At 64.1% G+C, this 19,773-nt stretch carries 18 protein-coding genes; 9 read left to right on the top strand and 9 right to left on the bottom strand.

The features are described 5' to 3' along the window. The first annotated feature begins 8 nt into the window (after window positions 1-8). Window positions 9-917, top strand: coding sequence for a LysR family transcriptional regulator (locus GYA95_RS11660; RefSeq protein ID WP_015270703.1), 909 nt, complete (start codon window positions 9-11; stop codon window positions 915-917). Here GYA95_RS11660 and GYA95_RS11665 read toward each other — a convergent pair whose 3' ends face one another. Continuing rightward, a complete protein-coding gene (locus GYA95_RS11665; protein ID WP_015270704.1) occupies window positions 918-1,436 on the bottom strand; it encodes a DMT family transporter in 519 nt (172 codons plus the stop codon). Between the two features lie 204 nt (window positions 1,437-1,640). Here GYA95_RS11665 and GYA95_RS11670 point away from each other — a divergent pair, with 204 nt between their 5' ends. Beyond that, window positions 1,641-2,405, top strand: coding sequence for a hypothetical protein (locus GYA95_RS11670; RefSeq protein ID WP_015270705.1), 765 nt, complete (start codon window positions 1,641-1,643; stop codon window positions 2,403-2,405). A 4-nt stretch (window positions 2,406-2,409) separates the two neighbouring features. Here the strand turns inward: GYA95_RS11670 and GYA95_RS11675 are convergent, their stop codons facing one another. Continuing rightward, window positions 2,410-2,991, bottom strand: a complete 582-nt coding sequence (locus GYA95_RS11675) for a hypothetical protein (protein WP_013973000.1) — start codon at window positions 2,989-2,991, stop codon at window positions 2,410-2,412. Between the two features lie 228 nt (window positions 2,992-3,219). On the opposite strand from GYA95_RS11675, the gene GYA95_RS11680 reads away from it, so the two are divergent. Both GYA95_RS11680 and GYA95_RS11685 read left to right on the top strand, forming a co-directional pair. Further along, window positions 3,220-5,349, top strand: coding sequence for a TonB-dependent receptor (locus tag GYA95_RS11680; RefSeq protein WP_015270706.1), 2,130 nt, complete (start codon window positions 3,220-3,222; stop codon window positions 5,347-5,349). Between the two features lie 220 nt (window positions 5,350-5,569). Then, complete coding sequence (locus GYA95_RS11685) at window positions 5,570-5,869, top strand: hypothetical protein (RefSeq protein ID WP_003260568.1); 300 nt, start codon at window positions 5,570-5,572, stop codon at window positions 5,867-5,869. 17 nt (window positions 5,870-5,886) lie between these two features. Here GYA95_RS11685 and GYA95_RS11690 read toward each other — a convergent pair whose 3' ends face one another. Together GYA95_RS11690 and GYA95_RS11695 are read right to left on the bottom strand one after the other, a co-directional pair. Continuing rightward, window positions 5,887-6,699, bottom strand: coding sequence for a class I SAM-dependent methyltransferase (locus GYA95_RS11690; RefSeq protein WP_015270707.1), 813 nt, complete (start codon window positions 6,697-6,699; stop codon window positions 5,887-5,889). 281 nt (window positions 6,700-6,980) lie between these two features. Beyond that, window positions 6,981-9,167, bottom strand: coding sequence for an OsmC domain/YcaO domain-containing protein (locus tag GYA95_RS11695; protein WP_015270708.1), 2,187 nt, complete (start codon window positions 9,165-9,167; stop codon window positions 6,981-6,983). A gap of 389 nt (window positions 9,168-9,556) precedes the next feature. Here GYA95_RS11695 and GYA95_RS11700 point away from each other — a divergent pair, with 389 nt between their 5' ends. Genes GYA95_RS11700 through GYA95_RS11715 form a run of 4 tightly spaced genes read left to right on the top strand, consistent with a single transcriptional unit; the run spans window position 9,557 to window position 14,668 of the window. Beyond that, window positions 9,557-10,012, top strand: coding sequence for a (2Fe-2S)-binding protein (locus tag GYA95_RS11700; RefSeq protein WP_003259224.1), 456 nt, complete (start codon window positions 9,557-9,559; stop codon window positions 10,010-10,012). Further along, the gene (locus GYA95_RS11705; RefSeq protein ID WP_015270709.1) at window positions 10,012-12,261 is read left to right on the top strand and encodes a xanthine dehydrogenase family protein molybdopterin-binding subunit; all 2,250 of its coding nucleotides are present in this window, start codon (window positions 10,012-10,014) and stop codon (window positions 12,259-12,261) included. The genes GYA95_RS11700 and GYA95_RS11705 overlap by 1 nt, the downstream gene beginning before the upstream one ends. Window positions 12,262-12,278: 17 nt before the next feature. Then, the gene (locus tag GYA95_RS11710) at window positions 12,279-13,622 is read left to right on the top strand and encodes a c-type cytochrome (RefSeq protein WP_015270710.1); all 1,344 of its coding nucleotides are present in this window, start codon (window positions 12,279-12,281) and stop codon (window positions 13,620-13,622) included. A gap of 26 nt (window positions 13,623-13,648) precedes the next feature. Continuing rightward, window positions 13,649-14,668, top strand: coding sequence for an XdhC family protein (locus tag GYA95_RS11715; protein ID WP_015270711.1), 1,020 nt, complete (start codon window positions 13,649-13,651; stop codon window positions 14,666-14,668). A gap of 129 nt (window positions 14,669-14,797) precedes the next feature. Here GYA95_RS11715 and GYA95_RS11720 read toward each other — a convergent pair whose 3' ends face one another. The 4 genes from GYA95_RS11720 to GYA95_RS11735 all read right to left on the bottom strand — a co-directional run bounded on the left by GYA95_RS11720 (window position 14,798) and on the right by GYA95_RS11735 (window position 16,971). Further along, window positions 14,798-15,586: a substrate-binding periplasmic protein gene (locus GYA95_RS11720; RefSeq protein WP_015270712.1), complete on the bottom strand. Its 789-nt coding sequence runs from the start codon at window positions 15,584-15,586 to the stop codon at window positions 14,798-14,800. 166 nt (window positions 15,587-15,752) lie between these two features. Beyond that, window positions 15,753-16,394: a LysE family translocator gene (locus GYA95_RS11725; RefSeq protein ID WP_015270713.1), complete on the bottom strand. Its 642-nt coding sequence runs from the start codon at window positions 16,392-16,394 to the stop codon at window positions 15,753-15,755. A gap of 50 nt (window positions 16,395-16,444) precedes the next feature. Then, window positions 16,445-16,645, bottom strand: coding sequence for a DUF1289 domain-containing protein (locus tag GYA95_RS11730; protein WP_003259230.1), 201 nt, complete (start codon window positions 16,643-16,645; stop codon window positions 16,445-16,447). Between the two features lie 8 nt (window positions 16,646-16,653). Continuing rightward, a complete protein-coding gene (locus GYA95_RS11735; protein ID WP_003259233.1) occupies window positions 16,654-16,971 on the bottom strand; it encodes a hypothetical protein in 318 nt (105 codons plus the stop codon). Window positions 16,972-17,287: 316 nt separating this feature from the next. Here GYA95_RS11735 and GYA95_RS11740 point away from each other — a divergent pair, with 316 nt between their 5' ends. Then, window positions 17,288-19,036, top strand: a complete 1,749-nt coding sequence (locus GYA95_RS11740; protein WP_161551398.1) for a BCCT family transporter — start codon at window positions 17,288-17,290, stop codon at window positions 19,034-19,036. Window positions 19,037-19,102: 66 nt separating this feature from the next. On the opposite strand, the gene GYA95_RS11745 is transcribed toward GYA95_RS11740, so the two are convergent. After that, complete coding sequence (locus GYA95_RS11745; RefSeq protein WP_015270715.1) at window positions 19,103-19,582, bottom strand: VOC family protein; 480 nt, start codon at window positions 19,580-19,582, stop codon at window positions 19,103-19,105. Between the last annotated feature and the right edge of the window lie 191 nt (window positions 19,583-19,773).

The raw sequence follows: 19,773 nt of genomic DNA on the forward strand, positions 1-19,773 counted from the left end.
TTCGCAACATGGATGAACTACGCAAGATCGACCTCAACCTGCTGCTCGCCCTGCACGCCCTGCTGAGCGAAAAGCACGTCACCCGCGCCGCCTTGCGCCTGCACCGCAGCCAACCGGCGGTAAGCCACGCCCTGGCGCAGTTGCGCAAGCACTTCGACGACCCCTTGCTGGTGCGCCAGAACGGCCGCATGGCCTTGACCGCCCGCGCCCAATCGCTGGCCAAACCGCTGCACGACGCCCTGGGCAACCTCAACGGCCTGCTGGCCGCCCCACAGTTCGAACCGGCCAAGGCCCAGCGTCGCTTCAGGCTCTCGCTGTCCGACTATTCCTCGCGGATCATCCTGCCACCCCTGCTGCGCCACCTGCGCCAGGTCGCGCCCGGGGTAGACCTGGCCATCAGCCAGGCCAGCCGCGAAACCATGCTGGCCCAGTTGCTCGATGGTGAACTGGACCTGGCCCTGGGCATCTTCCCGGACCTGCCCCAGGCCATCACGGCGCAGCCGCTGTTCACCGACAGCTTCATCAGCGTTGCCGACCGCCAGGTGCTACCGGCCAGCGGCGGCCTGGCCCTGGACGACTGGCTGGCCCGTCCGCATGTGCTGATGGCCATGCACCCGGATGCCTTCGATGAAATCGAACGCGCCCTGGCCGCGCAAGGCCTGCGTCGGCGGATTGCCCTGGCCTTGCCGCACTGGAGTGCGGCGGTCGAGGTGCTGGCCGGCACCGACCTGATCCTCACCGTGGCCAGCCGCGCGGTTGGCTCGCTGCGCCAGCACAAGACATTGCGCCAGTTCGAGCCGCCACTGGCGATTGCTTCGTTCGATTACCAGCAGGCCTGGCACAGCCGCAAAGAGGACGACCCGGGGCATCGCTGGCTGCGAGAAACCGTGTGGGCGTGCAGCCAGCCGGGGCGCTGATCAGCCTTCCGACTGTTTCTCCACGGCAGGGGCATTGGCCGGCGAGCCTGCTGCCCAGGTGCCCTGCACCAGCAGAACGCCGCAGAGGATCAGCACCACACCCGCCAACCTGGCCAGACTGAGCGGCTTGCCTCCCAACCCCATCACCCCAAAGTGGTCTGCGACCACCGCCGTGATGATCTGCCCCGCCACCACCAGCACCAGGAACCCCGCTGCCCCAAGCCGGGGGGTGAGCGCAGCAGCACCGGCCACGTACAGCGCCCCCAGCACACCACCAACCCACAGCCACCAGGGCCCCTGCAAGGCCTTGCCCATGTCCGGCGCCGGCACCCTGAGGATCAGCAGCGCGGCGATCACTACCAGCGAACTTACCGTCAATGACGTGAACGCACCCCACAACCAGTGCCCCAGCGCCCGGCCGACGGCGGCATTACCCGCAGCCTGGAACGGCAGCACGGCACCGGCAAGCAACGCCAGGGCAAAGGGAAGTACCAGAAGGCACAAGGTCTTGCTGAACATGGCAGTCCTCATTGGTGACAGATGTTCAGGCGATGATCGGAAAATTCCCTTCATCCATGGAAATCGAAAGTGTGCACTCATGCTATTCGTCACATGGATACCAGCCAATTGGGCTAGGATGCTGCGCAGCCTCGCCGCCCGCGGCCTGAGCCGGCGGGTTCACGACTGAGGCCAGACCAAACCGTATGTGATGGAGCACATTCGATGACAGATGAACGTACAACCCTGATCGACCATGGGCAGTTGCCCACCCGCAACCTGGCCGAATGCCTGGCAGTGGATCAAAGGACCTTGGTCAGTGCACTGGCAGGCCAGTTGCCCGACACGCTGATCGAACAGCTGGCTACCTGCGCCGAAGAAACATGCTCGCAGGGCCTGTCAAAAAAAATTACGGGGATCGGCCTTGCCCTTGGGCAGTGGCTGGAACCCGCACCTGCGCACCAGCGCCAGCAGGTGTTGGAGCAGTGCAGCGCGCACAGCTCCGATACGGTGCGCAGCTGGGCGGCCTTCGCCCAGGCGCACCTGTCGCGCACGGTCGATCTCGAAGCCGCATTGCTGGCCCAGCTGCGTTTTGCTCGCGATGAACATTTTGGTGTGCGCGAATGGGCCTGGATGGCCCTGCGCCCGCGCCTGGCTCAAGCGCTGGATGATGCCCTGGCCCTGCTTGCCCGGCATGCCGGCGACAGCAACCCACTGGTACGACGCTTCTGTATCGAGGTGCTGCGCCCACGTGGCGTGTGGTGCGAGCACATCGCCGCACTCAAGCAAGCGCCCGAAGTGGCCGAGCCACTGTTGGTGCCGCGCCTGGCTGAGGCAGACAAGTATGCCCAGGACTCGGTTGCCAATTGGCTCAACGATGCCAGCAAGACTCGGCCCGATTGGGTGATGCAGCTGTTCGAACGACATCCGCCGTCATGCAAGGCATCACGACGGATCCATGCGCGGGCAACCCGTAGCCTGCCCCAATGAATGGTCAGCGCGAGGTCTCGACGCGCAGCACTTCGGTGTAGATCGCGTCGACCGTCTGGCCGACCTTGAGGTTCTTCATGCGTGCCTGCAGGTCAGGGTTCTCGACCTTGACCACCTGCAGCTTGCCCTCCGGCGGCAACAGGCTCACTTCATGCGTCTTGAGGTCGATCTTCTTGATCTGCGAGGTCACCCTGACCTGGCGGAACGCCTCGCCGCCCGGGTTGGGGTTGTCTGCCGTGGCGCGAATGGTACCGGACTCTTCAGTCGCCTTCGGTGCACCGCCCACCTCCGGGTTGAGCACATAGGCCACCGCACGGGTCACGTAGATGTCGACTTGGTCACCCACCTTGAGGTTGGGCAGCGCCTTGGCCTTTTCAGTGAGCTGGAAGGTCACATCCTTCTTGGCGTCAGGGCCTTTCACCGTGACCTGTCGGTTAGCCAGGTCGATGGCCGTGACCTGCGTGGTGACGTGGCTTTCCAGCGCCTCGCTACCAATGGGAATACCGGCAGCCTGCACCGTGAAGCTGAAGGCAGACGCCAGGGTGGCAACGGCAATGGCACGAGCGAGAGAGCGAATTGGATTCATAGGCCTGCTTCCATGTAATCGAGACCGGGTAGGGACGTGAAATGATCACGCGCCAACAAGCATAGCCCTTGCCTGACACATTGCCGGCCCTTCCCCCTCACGACGCGTTTTGTCGCTTTTTCTGCCAGCTGCATTCTTGCAATAGCAAATACGAACTCTTTACACTTGCTTTACATTTGCAAATCATTACTATTCGTGACCTTCAAATACAACAAAGAGTCACCTGTAATGGCAAAAAAGTCTGTTGTCCCAGCATCCATTTCCGTGCTGGGCATTCTGGTTGTACCTGCCGTTCACGCGGTCCAATCTGAATCGCTGGGTTCCCTCGCCTTGCCCGCCACTGCGGTCACCAGCGCCTACGAGCAGCAAAGCTACAAGGCCAGCGAAAGCCGCAGCGCCATGAAGATCGACGCCCCGCTGCGCGACATCCCGCAAACCGTCAACGTCGTGCCCGAAAGCGTGATCAAGGACCAGGGTGCACAGTCCATGGAAGACGTGCTGAAGAACGTGCCCGGCGTCGGCCTGTCCAACGGCGACGGCCAGCGTGACCAGGTGACCATTCGCGGCTTCAGCGCCATTGGCGACATGTACATCGACGGCGTGCGCGACGACGCCCTGTACTTCCGTGACCTGTCCAACATCGAGCGGGTCGAGGTGATCAAGGGCCCTGCCGCCGTGCTGTATGGCCGTGGCTCTTCGGGCGGCCTGATCAACAGCATCAGCAAGAAGCCGAGCTTCACGCCCAAGCGCGAAGTCGGCATGAGCTTCGACAGCGAAGGCAAGCGCCGCACCCAGTTCGACACCGGCTGGGCCGACCCGCAAAGCAACCAGGCCTACCGCGTGACCGGCGCCTTCGAAGACAGCGACACCTTCCGCGACGATGGCTACATCGACCGCAAGGCCATCGCGCCATCGGCCTACTTCCGCCTCTCCGACGACCTGGAACTGAACCTGGGCGCCACCTACCTGTACGACAAGCGCCTGATCGACTTCGGCATCCCGGCGCTGGGCAACCGCCCGGTAGATGTGGACCGCGACAAGCGCTTCGGCTCCGGCGATGCCGACCAGGACTACGCCCGCAGCGAAGTGTTCTCGCTGACTGCCAGCCTGGACTACCGCATCAACGACGACTTCACCCTGACCAACACCAGCCGGTACTACCGCTACGACCTGGACCGCAACAACACCTTGGCCGACAGCAGCCCGACGCGCTTCGTCACCGCGCCTGACGGCGAACTGCTGGTCAAGCTCAACCGTGGCAACGTCGCCCGCGACGAGTACGGCATGTTCAACCAGACCGAACTCAAGCAACAGGCGCAGCTTGCCGGCATGCAGCACAACCTGCTGTATGGCGTTGAAGTGGGCTTCCAGGACAAGCACCAGCGGGTGCTGAGCCAGAACAACGTGGCCCAGGTGCCGGTGTACCGCGACGCCCTGGTGCCGGTGCCGGAGCACGCCGCCAACCTGTCGTCCAAGGGCACCAACTTCCAGCAGACCGCCGGCCTGTATGTGCAGGACATGATCGAGCTGAACGAGCACTGGAAGGCCCTGGTCGGTGTGCGTTATGACATCTTCGGCCAGGAGTACGACGACGACCGCGCGCAGAACGTCGACCTCGACCGTACCGACAAGACCTGGAGCCCACGTGCCGGCCTGGTGTACCAGCCGGATAACATCCAGTCCTACTATGTGTCGGTCAGCCGCAGTTACCAGCCTTCGGGCGAAGTGTTCGCGGTCAGCCCGACCAACCAGCATCTGGAGCCGGAAGAAACCACCAACTACGAAATCGGCGCCAAGTGGGACCTGCTCGACAGCCGCCTGTCGGTGACCGCAGCGGTATTCCGCCTCGAGCGCACCAACATGAAGACCGCCGACCCTGCCAACCCCAACCTGACTGTGCTGGCCGGGGAACAGCGCACCGACGGTTTCGAAGCCACCGTCAGCGGGCAGCTCACGGACAAGTGGCAGATCTACGCCGGCTACGCCTACCTGGATGCCGAGATCACCAAGTCCAACAACAAGACCAATGGCGTGGCCAACGAAGGCCAGACTCCTACCCTGACGCCGCGTAACAGCGCCAACGTCTGGCTGGTGCGCACGCTGACCCCGGAATGGCGCGTGGCCGCCGGCGCCAACTACGTCGACGAGCGCTACACCGCACTCGACAACGTGGTGGTGATGCCGGGCTACACCACCTTCGACGCCGCGCTGCTGTACAGCGTGCCGCAGTGGGATGCCGCGCTGCGCCTCAAGAACGTGTTCGACCGCGACTACTATGCCTCCGCGCACGGTTCGGTTGACCTGATTACCCCAGGTGCACCGCGCACGCTGGAAGCCAGCTTCAACTACCGGTTCTGATCGCTGCCCCAGGCGCAAGGCCTTGCCATGGTGCAAGGCCTTGCGCTGCATCTGATGCAACGCAAGCGTTCACCGCTTCGCTTGAATGCAATATCCTGTGCAGTGTATGGCACCGGCCTTGCCAGTGTTCGCGGCGGTTCGACGCCTCGGTAAACCCACTCCCACAGGGGCAGCACCTTGCTTGCGATCGCAGAGTCCTGCACCTCGGTAAGGAGAGCATATGAGCAGTAAACCGATTCGCCCCTCCACGTCCTGGGCGCTGACCACCCTGCTCGCCTTCAGCCTGGCACTCACCGCCGGCTGCTCCAGCAAAGCCAGCAAGGCCAGGTACGCAACGCCGGCAACGGGCTCCAACTGCTTCGCCAAGGCCGTCCCCACCACCGGCGAAGGCGGCCTCGCGTGGGGCAATACGCTGAGCATTGCCCGGCAGAAATCGCTGAACAACTGCGTGCGTTATGCAAGCCGGTCAGGAGGCACACCGAAGACTTGCCAGGTGGTGATGGCCAAGTGCAAGAACTGAGCGCTTGGCCCGTGGGCTCAACCTCGAATGATCACCACTTCAAGGTACTCACTCGGCACCACCAACGACGACGAGCCGCCCACATTGCTTTCGTTCAGCAACTGGGTCAGATCCCGCTCCAGCGCCCCGGCCGCTTCCGGCTCCAGCGAGGCAAACGCTTTGTGCACCGGCCCGTACCAGGTGCGGAACACCTCGATGAAATGCGCCGCCGAGCGATAGCGGAAGTTGAAGTGCTGGCGGCTGACCTTCAATTCGCCCAGCGCCTCCTCGAACATCACGCGCAACTGTTCTTCATCACCCCAGCGTGAAGGCGGCAGAGCCCCGGCCGGTGGCGGTACATGCCGCCCGAGGGTCTTGAACATCTGCCCGACGAACCCTTGCGGGGTCCAGTTGGCCAGGCCGATCCGGCCACCGGGCCGGCACACCCGGCCCAATTCACGCGCGGCCTGGGCCTGGTCGGGCGCGAACATCACGCCGAAAGTGGACAGCACGGCATCGAAGGTGCCATCGGCAAACGGCAGCGCTTCGGCATCGGCGACCTGGAACACCACATTGAGGTGCTCGGCCCGCGCGCGTTCTTCACCGCGCTTGAGCAGCTCGGGCACATAGTCGGTGGAGGTGACACAGCAGCCGCGCCGGGCAGCAGCCAGGGTGGCATTGCCGTTGCCGGCGGCGACATCCAGCACCTGCTCGTCCCAGCGCAGGTCACAGGCTTCGGCCAGGCGTTCGCCAACCAGTTGCAGGGTGGTGCCGATTACCGCGTAGTCGCCACTGGCCCACGCGGCTTGCTGGCGGGCTTTGAGGGCATTGGTATCCAAAGGGGTGCTCATGGTCTGCGCCTTCTTGTTGTGCGCGGCCGAGGTCCTTCTGGCGGTCAACGCGCCATGGATCGAGAGGATGGGAGCAAAACGCTACGCGCCTGGCAGGCGAAGCGGCAAGACAGATTGGGGATAGCGGTTATTTGAAACCGATATATGAAGGCGATCGACGTCGCTGTAGGAGCGGCCTTGTGTCGCGATGGGCCGCAAAGCGGCCCCCGTTTTGGCATTGAAGCTGATATTGCCGGGGCCGCTTTGCGGCCCATCGCGACACAAGGCCGCTCCTACAGGAGTCAGGCGAACTTGGCCCGGGCCGCGTGCAGCTTCTTGTAGCTTTCGATCAGGCGCAGGTGGCGATCGAGGCCTTCGAGCTTCATGCTGGTCGGGGTCAGGCCATGGAAGCGCACGCTGCCGTCCACCGAACCCAGCACCGCGTCCATGCGCGGGTTACCGAACATGCGGCGGAAGTTGGCTTCGTAGTCGTCCATTTCAAGTTCGTCGTCCAGTAGCACTTCCAGCACCACGTTCAGCGCCTGATAGAACAGGCCGCGCTCGACGGTGTTGTCGTTGAATTGCAGGAACGCCTCGACCAGTTCCTTGGCATCCTCGAAGCGCTGCACAGCCAGGCAGATCAGCAGCTTCAGCTCGAGAATGGTCAACTGGCCCCACACCGTGTTCTCGTCGAACTCCACGCCGATCAGCGTGGTGATGGTGGTGTAGTCATCCACATCGCAGTTGTCCAGGCGCTTGAGCAGCAGCTTGAGGGAACGGTTGTCCAGGCTGTGCAGGTTGAGGATGTCGGCGCGGAACGACAAGGCGCGGTTGGTGTTGTCCCAGATCAGGTCCTCGACCGGGTAGATCTCCGAATAACCCGGCACCAGGATGCGGCAGGCGGTGGCGCCAAGGTTGTCGTACACCGCCATGTACACTTCCTTGCCCAGGTCCTCGAGGATGCCGAACAAGGTCGCGGCCTCCTGCACGTTGGAATCCTCGCCGTGGCCGGAGAAGTCCCACTCGACGAACTCGAAGTCGGCCTTGGCACTGAAGAAGCGCCACGACACCACGCCACTGGAGTCGATGAAGTGCTCGACGAAGTTGTTCGGCTCGGTCAGCGCGTGGCTTTCGAAGGTCGGTTGCGGCAGGTCATTCAAGCCTTCGAAGCTGCGGCCCTGCAGCAGTTCGGTGAGGCTGCGCTCCAGCGCCACTTCCAGGCTCGGGTGGGCGCCGAACGAAGCGAATACGCCGCCGGTGCGCGGATTCATCAAGGTCACGCACATCACCGGGAACTCGCCACCCAGCGACGCATCCTTGACCAGCACCGGGAAGCCCTGCTCTTCCAGGCCCTGGATGCCGGCGACGATGGCCGGGTACTTGGCCAGTACCTCCTGCGGCACATCCGGCAGGCACAGCTCGCCTTCGAGGATTTCGCGCTTCACGGCGCGCTCGAAGATTTCCGACAGGCACTGCACCTGCGCCTCGGCCAGGGTGTTGCCGGCGCTCATGCCGTTGCTGAGGAACAGGTTCTCGATCAGGTTGGACGGGAAGTACACCACCTGCTGGTCGGACTGGCGCACGAACGGCAACGAGCAGATGCCGCGCGCGGTGTTGCCCGAGTTGGTGTCGTACAGGTGCGAGCCACGCAGCTCGCCGTCCGGGTTGTAGATTGCCAGGCAGTGCTCGTCGAGGATCTCGGCCGGCAGCTCATCGCGCGGGCCGGGTTTGAACCACTGCTCGTTCGGGTAGTGCACGAACGGCGCGTTGGCCAGGTCCTCGCCCCAGAACTGGTCGTTATAAAAGAAGTTGCAGTTCAGCCGCTCGATGAACTCACCCAGCGCCGAGGCCAGCGCAGCCTCCTTGGTCGCGCCCTTGCCGTTGGTGAAGCACATCGGCGACTGGGCGTCGCGCACATGCAGCGACCACACGTTAGGCACGATGTTGCGCCACGAGGCGATCTCGATCTTCATCCCCAGCCCGGCGAGGATGCCCGACATGTTGGCGATGGTCTGTTCCAGCGGCAGGTCCTTGCCGGGGATGTAGGTGCTGGTGTCCGCCACCGGCATCAGCAGGCCCTGGGCATCGGCATCGAGGTTGTCGACCACTTCGATCACGAACTCGGGGCCGGTCTGCACCACCTTCTTCACGGTGCAGCGGTCGATGGAGCGCAGGATGCCCTGGCGGTCCTTCTCGGAAATGTCCTCGGGCAGCTCGACCTGAATCTTGAAGACCTGGTTGTAGCGGTTTTCCGGGTCGACGATGTTGTTCTGCGACAGGCGAATGTTTTCGGTGGGAATGTCGCGGGTCTGGCAGTACAGCTTGACGAAGTAAGCCGCGCACAAGGCCGAAGACGCCAGGAAATAGTCGAACGGCCCCGGGGCCGAGCCATCACCCTTGTAGCGGATCGGTTGGTCGGCGATCACCGTGAAGTCGTCGAACTTGGCTTCGAGACGGAGATTGTCGAGAAAATTGACCTTGATTTCCATGCGGGATTACCGTGATTTAAACGTGCAAAACGAAATTGGCCGGCATTATCCGGGTTTTCGTTGCGGAAGTCCTCCTCACCTCCAAATGCGCTTTCTTGTAGGAGCGGCCTTGTGTCGCGATGGGCCGCAAAGCGGCCCCTTACAATACTGCATGCTGCCAAGACCCCGGGGCCGCTGCGCGCCCCATCGCGACACAATGCCGCTCCTACAGGCGATAGCGCACATCGCCGCTTGCGCATTTCACCGAATTGCTTGCCTGATCCTCTGAACCTGCCCCCGTCAGCAGACCGGCGGTCACCCCGCTGTGCTAGCGTTTCTGCACTGGGGAGCACCGTATTCCCCGATCACAAGAAACCAAGCGACAGCAACCGTTGACGGGCAGGTGAACCATGGAACTACGCATCAACCAGAAGACCTACCAGGTCGAGGCAGACGCCGACACGCCCCTGCTGTGGGTGATCCGCGACGACCTGGGGCTGACCGGCACCAAGTATGGCTGCGGCCTGGCCCAGTGCGGCGCCTGTTCGGTGCTGGTGGACGGCAACGTGGTGCGCGCCTGCGTCACCCCGGTGGCCGGCGTGGTCGGGCGCGAGGTGACCACCATCGAGGCGATCGAGGCCGATGCCGTCGGCAAACGGGTGGTCGCGGCCTGGGTCGAGCACCAGGTGGCCCAGTGCGGCTACTGCCAGTCCGGCCAGGTAATGGCGGCAACGGCGCTGCTCAAGCACACGCCCAAGCCCAGTGACGCACAGATCGAGGCAGCCATGGTCAACCTGTGCCGCTGCGGCACCTACAACGCCATCCATGCTGCCGTGCATGAGCTGGCCCAAGGGGAGAAGGCCTGATGAACACACCAGTCGATACCCCCGCCGAACTGCTCAAGCTGCAATTGGGCGAAACGGTCAACCTGTCGCGTCGGCGCTTTCTTGCCGGCACGGCTGTCGGTGCCCTGGTGCTGGGTTTCGGCCTGCCCATGGGCTCGGCCCGCGTGCAGGCAGCCGCCGCAGCAACCCCGGAGCGCGGTACCCAGGTGCCGGCGTTTCTGGAGATCCGCCCGGACGGCAAAGTACGCCTGCTCAGCCCGTTCATGGAAGGTGGCCAAGGCCCCTTCACCGCCATGGCGCAGATCGTTGGTGAAGAGCTGGACGTCGACCCGGTCAATTTCGTGGTCGACAGCGCGCCGCCCGGCGAAGCCTATGTAGTGATGGAAAACGGCATGCGCATCACCGGCGGCAGCATGTCGGTGCGCATGAGCTACCCGACCATGCGCCGCCTGGGCGCCCTCGCCCGGGCCATGCTGCTGCAGGCGGGTGCCGAGCAGCTGGGCGTGCCGGTCGAAGAACTCTCCACCACGCCGGGTCACGTGGTACATACCACGACTGGCCGCTCCATCCCCTACGGAGAACTGGCCGGGCGGGCCATGGACCTGCCAGTGCCAGACCCGGCCAGCGTCAAGCTGCGTGACCCCAGCCAGTTTCGCTGGATCGGCAAGCCGGTACGTCGCCTGGATGCCTACGACAAGTCCACCGGCAAGGCGGTGTACAGCATCGACATCAAGGTCGACGGCATGCTCCACGCTGCCGTGCAGCACGCGCCACGCCTGGGTATGACCGTCGGCAGCCTGCGCAACGAAGACCAGGTCAAGGCCATGAAGGGCGTGCATTCGGTGCATCAGTTGCCGGGCGCCGTGGCCGTGGTAGCCGAACGCTGGTGGCATGCCAAGCGCGCGGTCGAGGCCATCCAGGTTGACTGGAAGGAGCCTGCGGCCGACAGCCCGGTACGGCCGATGCCGGCCGACTTCTCCAGCGATGGCTGGCGCGAGCACCTGGCCACGGTCACGGGCCCGGCGCGCGACGACGAAAACCAGGGCGATGTGGCCGGCATGCTGGCCAATGCCAAGACCCGGGTCGAGGCAACCTACCATAACCAGTACCTCAACCACGCCCAGTTGGAGCCGCCGTCGGCACTGGCGCGCTTCAACCCGGACGGCACCCTGGAGGTGTGGCTGCCCAACCAGGCGCCGGACATGTTCCGTGACGACATTGCCAAGCGCACCGGCCTGGCCCCGGCACAGATCACCTTGCATTCGCCGTTGCTGGGCGGTTTCTTTGGCCGCCACTTCCTGTACGACTCGGCCAACCCCTACCCACAGGCCATTGCCTTGGCCAAGGCGGTCGGCCGGCCGGTGAAACTCATCTGGAGCCGCGAGGAAGAATTCCTCCGCGATGTGCTGCGCCCGGTCGCCGTGGTGAAATTCCGGGCCGGGCTGGATGCCGACGGCCTGCCAGTGGCCCTCGAAGCCGTGAGCGCCACCGAAGGCCCGACCGAGGCCCTCGCAGGCAAGCAAGGCGAAAAGCTCGACCCGACCGCGCTCGAAGGCCTGTCGGGCAAGTCCTACGCCATCGCCAACAAGCGTATCGCGCAGATCTACGTGAAAGGCCCGGCCATGCTCGGCTACTGGCGCTCGGTGGGCAACTCGCTGAATGACTTCTTCTATGAGTCGTTCCTCGACGAACTGGCCGACAAAGGCGGCAAGGACCCGTTCGAACTGCGCCTGCACCTGCTGCGCGACAACCCGCGCCTGACCAACCTGTTGCAGGCCGTCGCCGAGCTTTCCGGCGGCTGGAAGCGCGGGCCGTTCACCGCCGAGGACGGCAGCAAGCGGGCGCGTGGCGTGGCCATGGCCTCGCCGTTCGGCTCGGAGGCAGCGGTCATTGCCGAGGTATCGATCGAGAACGGCCAGGTCAAAGTGCACGACATCTGGCAGGCCATCGACCCGGGCAGCATCGTCAACCCGGCGATCATCGAGCATCAGGTCAACGGCGCCGTCGCCCTGGGCCTGTCGCAGACACTGCTGGAAGAAGCGGTGTACGTGGATGGCAAGCCGCGCGCGCGCAACTACGACCTGTACCCGATCTTGCCGCCATCGCGCATGGCCAGGGTGCATGTGCGCATTGTCGAAAGCGGGGCGAAGATGGGCGGCATCGGCGAGCCACCGTTGCCCGCGGTGGCACCGGCGGTAGCCAACGCAGTCGCGCAGCTGTCCGGCCAGCGCGTGCGCAGCCTGCCATTGAGCCGCCATACCTTCAGCTGAGCACACAAGGACGCCCCATGACCCATCGTTTCGCAAGAACCGCTGGCTGGCTGGCGCTGCCGTGCCTGGTCGCGGCAGGCCTGCTGGCCTGGTACGTCACCCGCGAGCCTGCCTCGCCATTTGCCGATGCGCAGGCCACCACCGCGGACCCGGCGCTGGTCAGCCGTGGCGAGTACGTAGCCCGCCTCAGCGACTGCGTGGCCTGCCACAGCCTGGCGGACGGCAAACCGTTCGCCGGCGGGCTGGAAATGGCCACCCCGCTGGGGGCGATCCACGCCACCAACATCACCCCCGACCGCGACACCGGCATCGGTGGCTACAGCCTGGCCGACTTCGACCGTGCCGTGCGCCACGGCGTAGCCCCCGGTGGCCGACGGCTGTACCCGGCCATGCCCTACCCGTCCTACGCCAAGCTCAGCGATGACGATGTAAAGGCGCTGTATGCCTTTTTCATGCAAGGCGTGCAGCCGGTGCAACAGGCCAACCTGGCCAGCGACATTCCCTGGCCGCTGAACCTGCGTTGGCCCATCGCCTTGTGGAACGGCCTGTTCGCCGCCACCACGCCCTACACCAACCAGGCCGGGCAGGATGCCCAGTGGAACCGCGGCGCCTACATCGTCCAGGGCCCTGGCCACTGTGGCAGCTGCCATACGCCGCGTGGCCTGGCCTTCAACGAAAAGGCCCTGGATGACAGCGGCAAGCCGTTCCTCGCTGGTGCCCTGCTCGATGGCTGGTATGCACCGAGCCTGCGTGCCGACCCCAACACCGGGCTGGGGCGCTGGAGCGAAGCCGAGATCGCGCAGTTCCTCAAGACCGGGCGCAACCGGCATGCGGTGGTATTCGGCTCGATGACCGAGGCATTCAACAACTCCACGCAGTTCATGAGTGACGACGACCTGGCCGCCATCGCCCGCTACCTGAAGTCGCTGCCCGGCGACCCGCAACGCGACGGTGCGCCGTGGCAATACCAGGCCGAAACGACGGCGGCGCGGCTCGACAGCCCTGGGGCGCATACCTATGTAACCCGCTGTGCGTCGTGCCACGGCATGGACGGCAAGGGCCAGGCCGAATGGATGCCGCCTTTGGCCGGCGCTACTTCGGCACTGGCCAAGGAAGACGCCTCGGCGATCAACATCACCCTCAATGGTTCGCAGCGGGTGGTGACGGCCGGGTTGCCCGATGCCTATCGCATGCCGGCCTTCCGTGAGCAACTGAGTGACCAGGAAATTGCTGATGTGCTGGGTTTCGTGCGCAGTGCCTGGGGGAACAATGGTGGCGCGGTGAATGCGCAGGCGGTGAGCAAGTTGCGTGGGCATACCGACCCGGCCAGCAGTAGCCCGATCATTTTGCACATGCGCTGAATTTTGGTGGCTGTACCGGAGTCCCCATGGAAAGCATCGACCTGCTGGTCCTTCGCACCACCCGAGACTGGCTCGCCGCCGGCCATCGCACCCTGCTCGCCACGGTCGCCCGCACCTGGGGTTCCTCCCCCCGCCCGGTGGGCTCGATGATGGCCCTGCGCAGCGACGGCCGTGTGGTTGGCAGTGTCTCTGGCGGCTGCATCGAGGACGACCTCATTCACCGCTACACCAGTGCCTACGCCGGCCCCGGCATGCCCAGCGGCCTGCCCCAGGTGGTGCGCTATGGTGTCAGTGCCGACGAGGCCCACCGCTTCGGCCTGCCCTGTGGCGGCACCCTCGAACTGGTGCTGGAATTCGCCCCGTCGCTGCCACACCTCGAACAATTGCTCGCCGGCCTCGACGGCGGCAGCCTGGTACGGCGTGGGCTCGACCTGCGCAGCGGCAAAGCCAGCCTCAGCGCCACCACCACGCCCGAGCTGTTCAGCTTCGATGGCCAGCACATGCTCAGCACCCTCGGCCCCGGCTACCGCCTGCTGTTGATCGGTGCCGGCGCGCTGGCCGAATACCTGGCGACCATGGCCCTGTTCAATGGCTTCAGCGTTTCACTGTGCGACCCGCGCCCCGAGTACACGGCAGGCTGGAACGTTGCCGGCGTCAACCACCTTGCCGGCATGCCGGACGACGTCGTCCGCGCCTTTGCCCCGGACCTGCGCAGCGCCATCGTCGCTGTCAGCCACGACCCCAAGCTGGACGACCTGGCACTGCTCGAAGCGCTGCACAGCCCGGCGTTCTATATCGGTGCCATCGGCTCACGGCGCAACAGCCAGCTGCGCCGCGAGCGCCTGATCGAACACTTTGGCGAAAGCGAAGCGTCGTTGCGGCGCCTGCACGGCCCTATCGGCATTTATATCGGTAGCAAGACCCCGGCCGAGATTGCCGTCAGCGTCATGGCCGAGATCCTCGCGGCGAAGAACGATGTCACCCTGCCCGGCGCAGTCAGCGTGACCCGGGCCAAGGAAGCCGAGCAACTGGCCCGGTCCCTGTAGGAGCGGCCTTGTGTCGCGATGGGGCGCGAAGCGGCCCCGGCGATATCTGCGGCGAAGCTGAAAACAGGGGCCGCTGCGCGCCCCATCGCGACACAAGGCCGCTCCTACAAGGGACCGCATACCAGGCTGCTATTGCCAACGCTCCAGGTTTTGCTGCAGCAGTTGCTCCGGCAATGCCCCGGCAACGATCTTTTCCATCTCCCTTGTCAGTGCCTCACGCAGCTTCGGCTGATTGCAGGGCGAGTCATGCGAAAGCGCCAGGTACAGCCCTTCGCTGGATACCGGTGGCTCCAGCACCTGTAAATTGTCGGCAATCCCCAAGGTGCGTGCCAGCGCCAAGCCGGGATACTGCTCGTACACCACGTAATCGCTGCGCTTGTGCATCAACTTCTCGAATGCCTGCCTGGCACCGGGTACCGCTTCGAGGGTGAGGTTGGTCCTGGCGTAGTCGTCGAACTGCTGGCCGTGGCTGTTGTTGACCAGCGTGCCGCCTTTGCGGCCCTTCAGGTCGGCCCATTGCTGGTAGGCAAAGGTATTGTCCTGGCGCACCCAGATAACACTTGGGGTATACAGGAATGCCGGGGTAATGAAGTCCATCTGCTGCTGACGGGTCTTGGTCAGAAAGTACCCGGCCATCAGGTCGATCCGGCCCGTGCGCACTTCTTCCTGGGCGCGCGACCACGGCCCGCCGTAGACCACCTCGATTTCCAGCCCCAGTTGCTTGCCCAGGTACTTGAGCAGATCGGCATTGGCACCGATCAGTTGCTGGGGGTTTTGCGGGTCGCGCCACAGGTAGGGGGGGTATTCCGGGTTGCCGGTGGCAGTCAGCCGCCGGCATTCCTCATGCGCTACCGCCGCCAGCGGCAGCAGCAGGCACGGCAACAGCAGCAAGGCGTGGCGAAAGCAGCGCTCGATCATCGACAACCCTCGGCACATGTGACATCCGCAGACCCGGAGCGGTGGCCAATGGTTGCCACGTCCTGTGGTCGACTGCAGCACCCATCTGTGCGTGCTGCAGACAGTCTGGACCATGTATGGCCATCAGGTTGGCCTTTTATCGGCCAGATGGAGCGCCCCTCGTACTTCAGGCCCCCTGCCGGCGCATCGCCAGGATCGCCGCGCCAAAACCGATAAAGGTGGTGCCCACCACCCGGCTCACCCAGCGCGACAGGGACGGCCGGGTCAGCACGCCCTTGGCCCGCGCCGCCAGTGCGGCATACAGGCTCAGCGAAACCAGCGACAACGCTACGAATATCCCGGTCAGGATCAGGAACTGCGGCAACAGCGCCGCCCCCTGGTCGATGAACTGCGGGAACAGCGCGGTGAAGAACATGGTCGCCTTGGGGTTGGTCACTGCCGTGAGGAAGGCCGACTTGTATAGCTTCAGCGGCGTGGGCCGAACCTTGGCCACACCCTCTGCGTCGCCCTGCGCCAGCATCGGGCTCTTTTTCAGCAATTGCCGCGCGCCCAGATAGAACAGGTAGCCCGCCCCCAGGATCTTCACGGCGTTGAACAGCATTTCGGAACTGGCCAGCAGCGCGCCCAGCCCCAGCATGGCGGCTGCCGACAGGCAGAACAGGCCCGAGCCATTGCCCAGCGACGACCAGATCGCGCTGCGCTGGCCATGGGCAAGGCTGTTGTTGATGGCCATCAGGGTGGCAGGGCCGGGGCTGGCGATCGCGATGGCAGCGACCAGGGTAAAGGCAAACAGCGAGTGAGAATCCATTTTCAGGCTCGTCAGACAATCAGGAAAAATTGCGCACAGGGTGCGCAGGCTCAGTCGCCATTCTGCCGTTTGGCCGCCTTCTTGGCGATAGCCTTCATCCGCGTTGCCGCCCGCTGCACGGTGGCCATCTTCTCGGGGCGCTTCATGCCCCGCCATTTGCGAATTTCGTCACGGCTGCGCCCGCAGCTCACGCACAGCTCGCTATTGAGCTGGCACAGCGAGACGCAGGGGTTGTCGATGTCTTTGGCCATGCCGCCACTCAGCCGGGCATTTCAGCCTGCGCGCGCTCGGCGGCGGCGTGGAACACCTGGCGTACTTCTTCGGCCTTGACCTTGGTGACCGACCTGGCAGCCAGCAACTCGTCGACCACGCGCAAGCCCTGTTCCAGGGCGGTGGCCAGTTGCTCGCGGTCGGAGGCGTCAGCGATATCACCCAGATAAGGAGCGATGAGATACACATAACGGTCCTGCAGCTTGAGCGCTTCCAGCGCGTCGAGGGCTTTCTGGAACCGATCGGCAGCGGCAGGGCTCATGCTCAATTTATCGAAATGAATCAGGCTCACACGGTCAGTGGCCATCTGGACGAATCTCCGTTTCCTGGTACGGCCAGGCCCACAAGCGGCAGCGCTTCTACGATGCCCGGATGTGCAGGCCTGGGTAATGCCCACAGGGTACCAGAACCCGAGGCAGAAAGGGCCATCGCCCCCAGAACTAAAAGTATCTGGCAGGTCGCGCAATGGACGTCCCGGGGCGTTATCGGGACAGGAGCCGCCGTTTAGTGCGCAGGATAATCCCGCCAGCAATCTCCCCGCCGAGGCAGTCATCGAACTCGGTAGCCCACACAAAACTACAAGCCTGCACCAGCCGGTAAGCCAGAAAGGGGCCTCATCATTCATGGCAAAGGAACACATCACCGAAACGCTCGACCTTGGCGTGACGGATCCCTCGAAAACCGCGGAAGCACGCCAGGACCGGCGTTTCGAGGGCAAGCTCGACTGGATCGTCTTTGGTTTCACCAGCCTCCTGGCCATCGCTTTCGTCCTCTGGGGCTTCCTCAACCAGGCAAGCCTCGCCAGCAGCGCCTCCAGCGCACAATCCTGGGTCATTCTCAACTTCGGCTGGTTCTTCGTGCTTACCTCCACGCTGTTCGTGGTGTTCGTGCTGTGGCTCGCCGCCAGCCGGTACGGTCGGGTCCCGCTGGGCCGTGATGGCGAACAGCCAGAATTCCGCACGGTGTCCTGGGTGGCGATGATGTTCAGCGCCGGCATGGGCATTGGCCTGATGTTCTTCGGCGTTGCCGAACCGCTGTCGCACTATGTATCGCCACCACCAGGGACGGCCACCGGGCAGTCCAGCGAAGCGATGCAGGTGGCCATGGCCACAACGTTGTTCCACTGGACCCTGCACCCCTGGGCCATGTACGCCATCGTCGGCCTGGTGATTGCCTATGGCACCTTCCGCCGCGGCCGCTCGCAGCTGATTTCCGCCGCCTTCCGGCCGTTGATCGGCAAGCATGCCAACGGCCCGCTCGGCCGCCTGATCGACATGATGGCGATCTTCGCCACGCTGTTCGGCTCGGCGGCCTCGCTGGGCCTGGGCGCGCTGCAGATTGCCGGTGGCCTGGAATACAACGGCTGGATCGAAAGCCCCGGCAAGCTGTTCTACATCTCGATCATCACCCTGCTGACCATCGCCTTCGTCACCTCGGCGGTGTCGGGCATCGGCAAGGGCATCCAGTGGCTGTCCAACACCAACATGGTGCTGGCGCTGGTGCTGGCGGTGTTCGTGTTCATGGTCGGCCCGGCCCTGCTGATGCTCAACCTGCTGCCAACCTCGATCGGCATCTACGTCAAGATGCTGCCGGAAATGATGGCCCGTACCAACGCCAGCGGCGGTGAACAGATGAACAACTGGCTGGCCGGCTGGACCGTATTCTACTGGGCCTGGTGGATTTCCTGGACGCCGTTCGTGGGCATGTTCATCGCCCGCATCAGCCGCGGCCGCACCATCCGCCAGTTCGTTACCGGAGTGCTGCTGGTACCGAGCCTGGTCAGCCTGGTGTGGTTCACCATCTTTGGCGGCGCGGGTATCGACGCCCTGCGTGAAGGCGCCTTCCAGCTGGCCAATGGTGCGGTCAACAGCAACCACGCGCTGTACCAGTTGCTGGACAGCTACCCGCTGGCCTCGGCGACATCAGTGCTGGTGATGGTTCTGGTGGGTATCTTCTTCGTCTCCGGTGCCGACGCGGCCTCGCTGGTGATGGGCACGCTGTCGGAACACGGCACCACCACACCATCGCGACGTACGGTGATCTTCTGGGGTGCGCTGACCGGTACTGTGGCGGCGATCATGCTGGCAATCGGTGACCCGCGCGACCCCGGCGAGGCACTGACCGGCCTGCAGAACCTGACCATCGTCGTGGCCCTGCCGTTCGTGGTGGTGATGGTGCTGCTGTGCCTTGCGCTGTACCGCGACCTGCGCAAGGACCCGATGATGCTGCGCCACCTGCGCGGCAACGAACTGATCGAGAAGGCCGTGTTGTATGGCGCGGTGAAGCATGGCGAAGAGTTCTACATCGTGGTGCAGGAGAAGAAGACTTCGACCAAGCCGGCGTCGGCAGAGGCCGAAGTGACCGGCAACTGACCTGGCAAGTTTGTGGAATCGGGGGCTGCTGCGCAGCCCCCGATCAAGATGCCTTCACTGCCGTGATCAGCCCTTCAACGCCGCCTCTATCCTGGCCACATCGATCTTGCCCATCTGCATCATGGCATCAAACGCCCGCTTGGCCGCCGCCCGGTCGGGGTGGCCGATGGCTTCGATGAGGATGCGCGGGGTGATCTGCCACGAAATCCCCCATTTATCCTTGCACCAGCCGCAGACACTGGCCTCCCCGCCGTTGCCGACAATGGCATCCCACAAGCGGTCGGTCTCGGCCTGGTCCTCGGTGCTGACCTGGAATGAAAACGCCTCGCAATGCGTGAAGGCCTTGCCTCCGTTGAGCCCCACGCAGGGAATACCCATGACGCTGAACTCCACGGTAATCACGTCACCCTGTTTCCCGGATGGATAATCAGCAGGTGCCTGATGCACCGCTATCACTGTCGTGTCAGGGAAGACGCTGGCGTAAAAGTTCGCGGCCTCCTCGGCGTCGTTGTCGTACCAGAGGCAGATTGTGTTCTTGGCTGTCATGGTCTTGTTCCAAGAAAGGGTCTGAGCCTTTGAGTCTAGTCTCACAGTCGCCGGTTGAAGTCCTGCAACATCCTGCAGACATTTCCGACATCAGGTAGTGAACCTGCTGACAAAAAAACGGTCTTTCGCTGACGGTCAACCCACCGACCGGTTCATCGGCCCAGTCACCGGGCCTACTTTTTGTCCTGTTT

Origin of the sequence: Pseudomonas asiatica (assembly GCF_009932335.1) — a bacterium.
Taxonomy (GTDB): domain Bacteria; phylum Pseudomonadota; class Gammaproteobacteria; order Pseudomonadales; family Pseudomonadaceae; genus Aquipseudomonas; species Aquipseudomonas asiatica.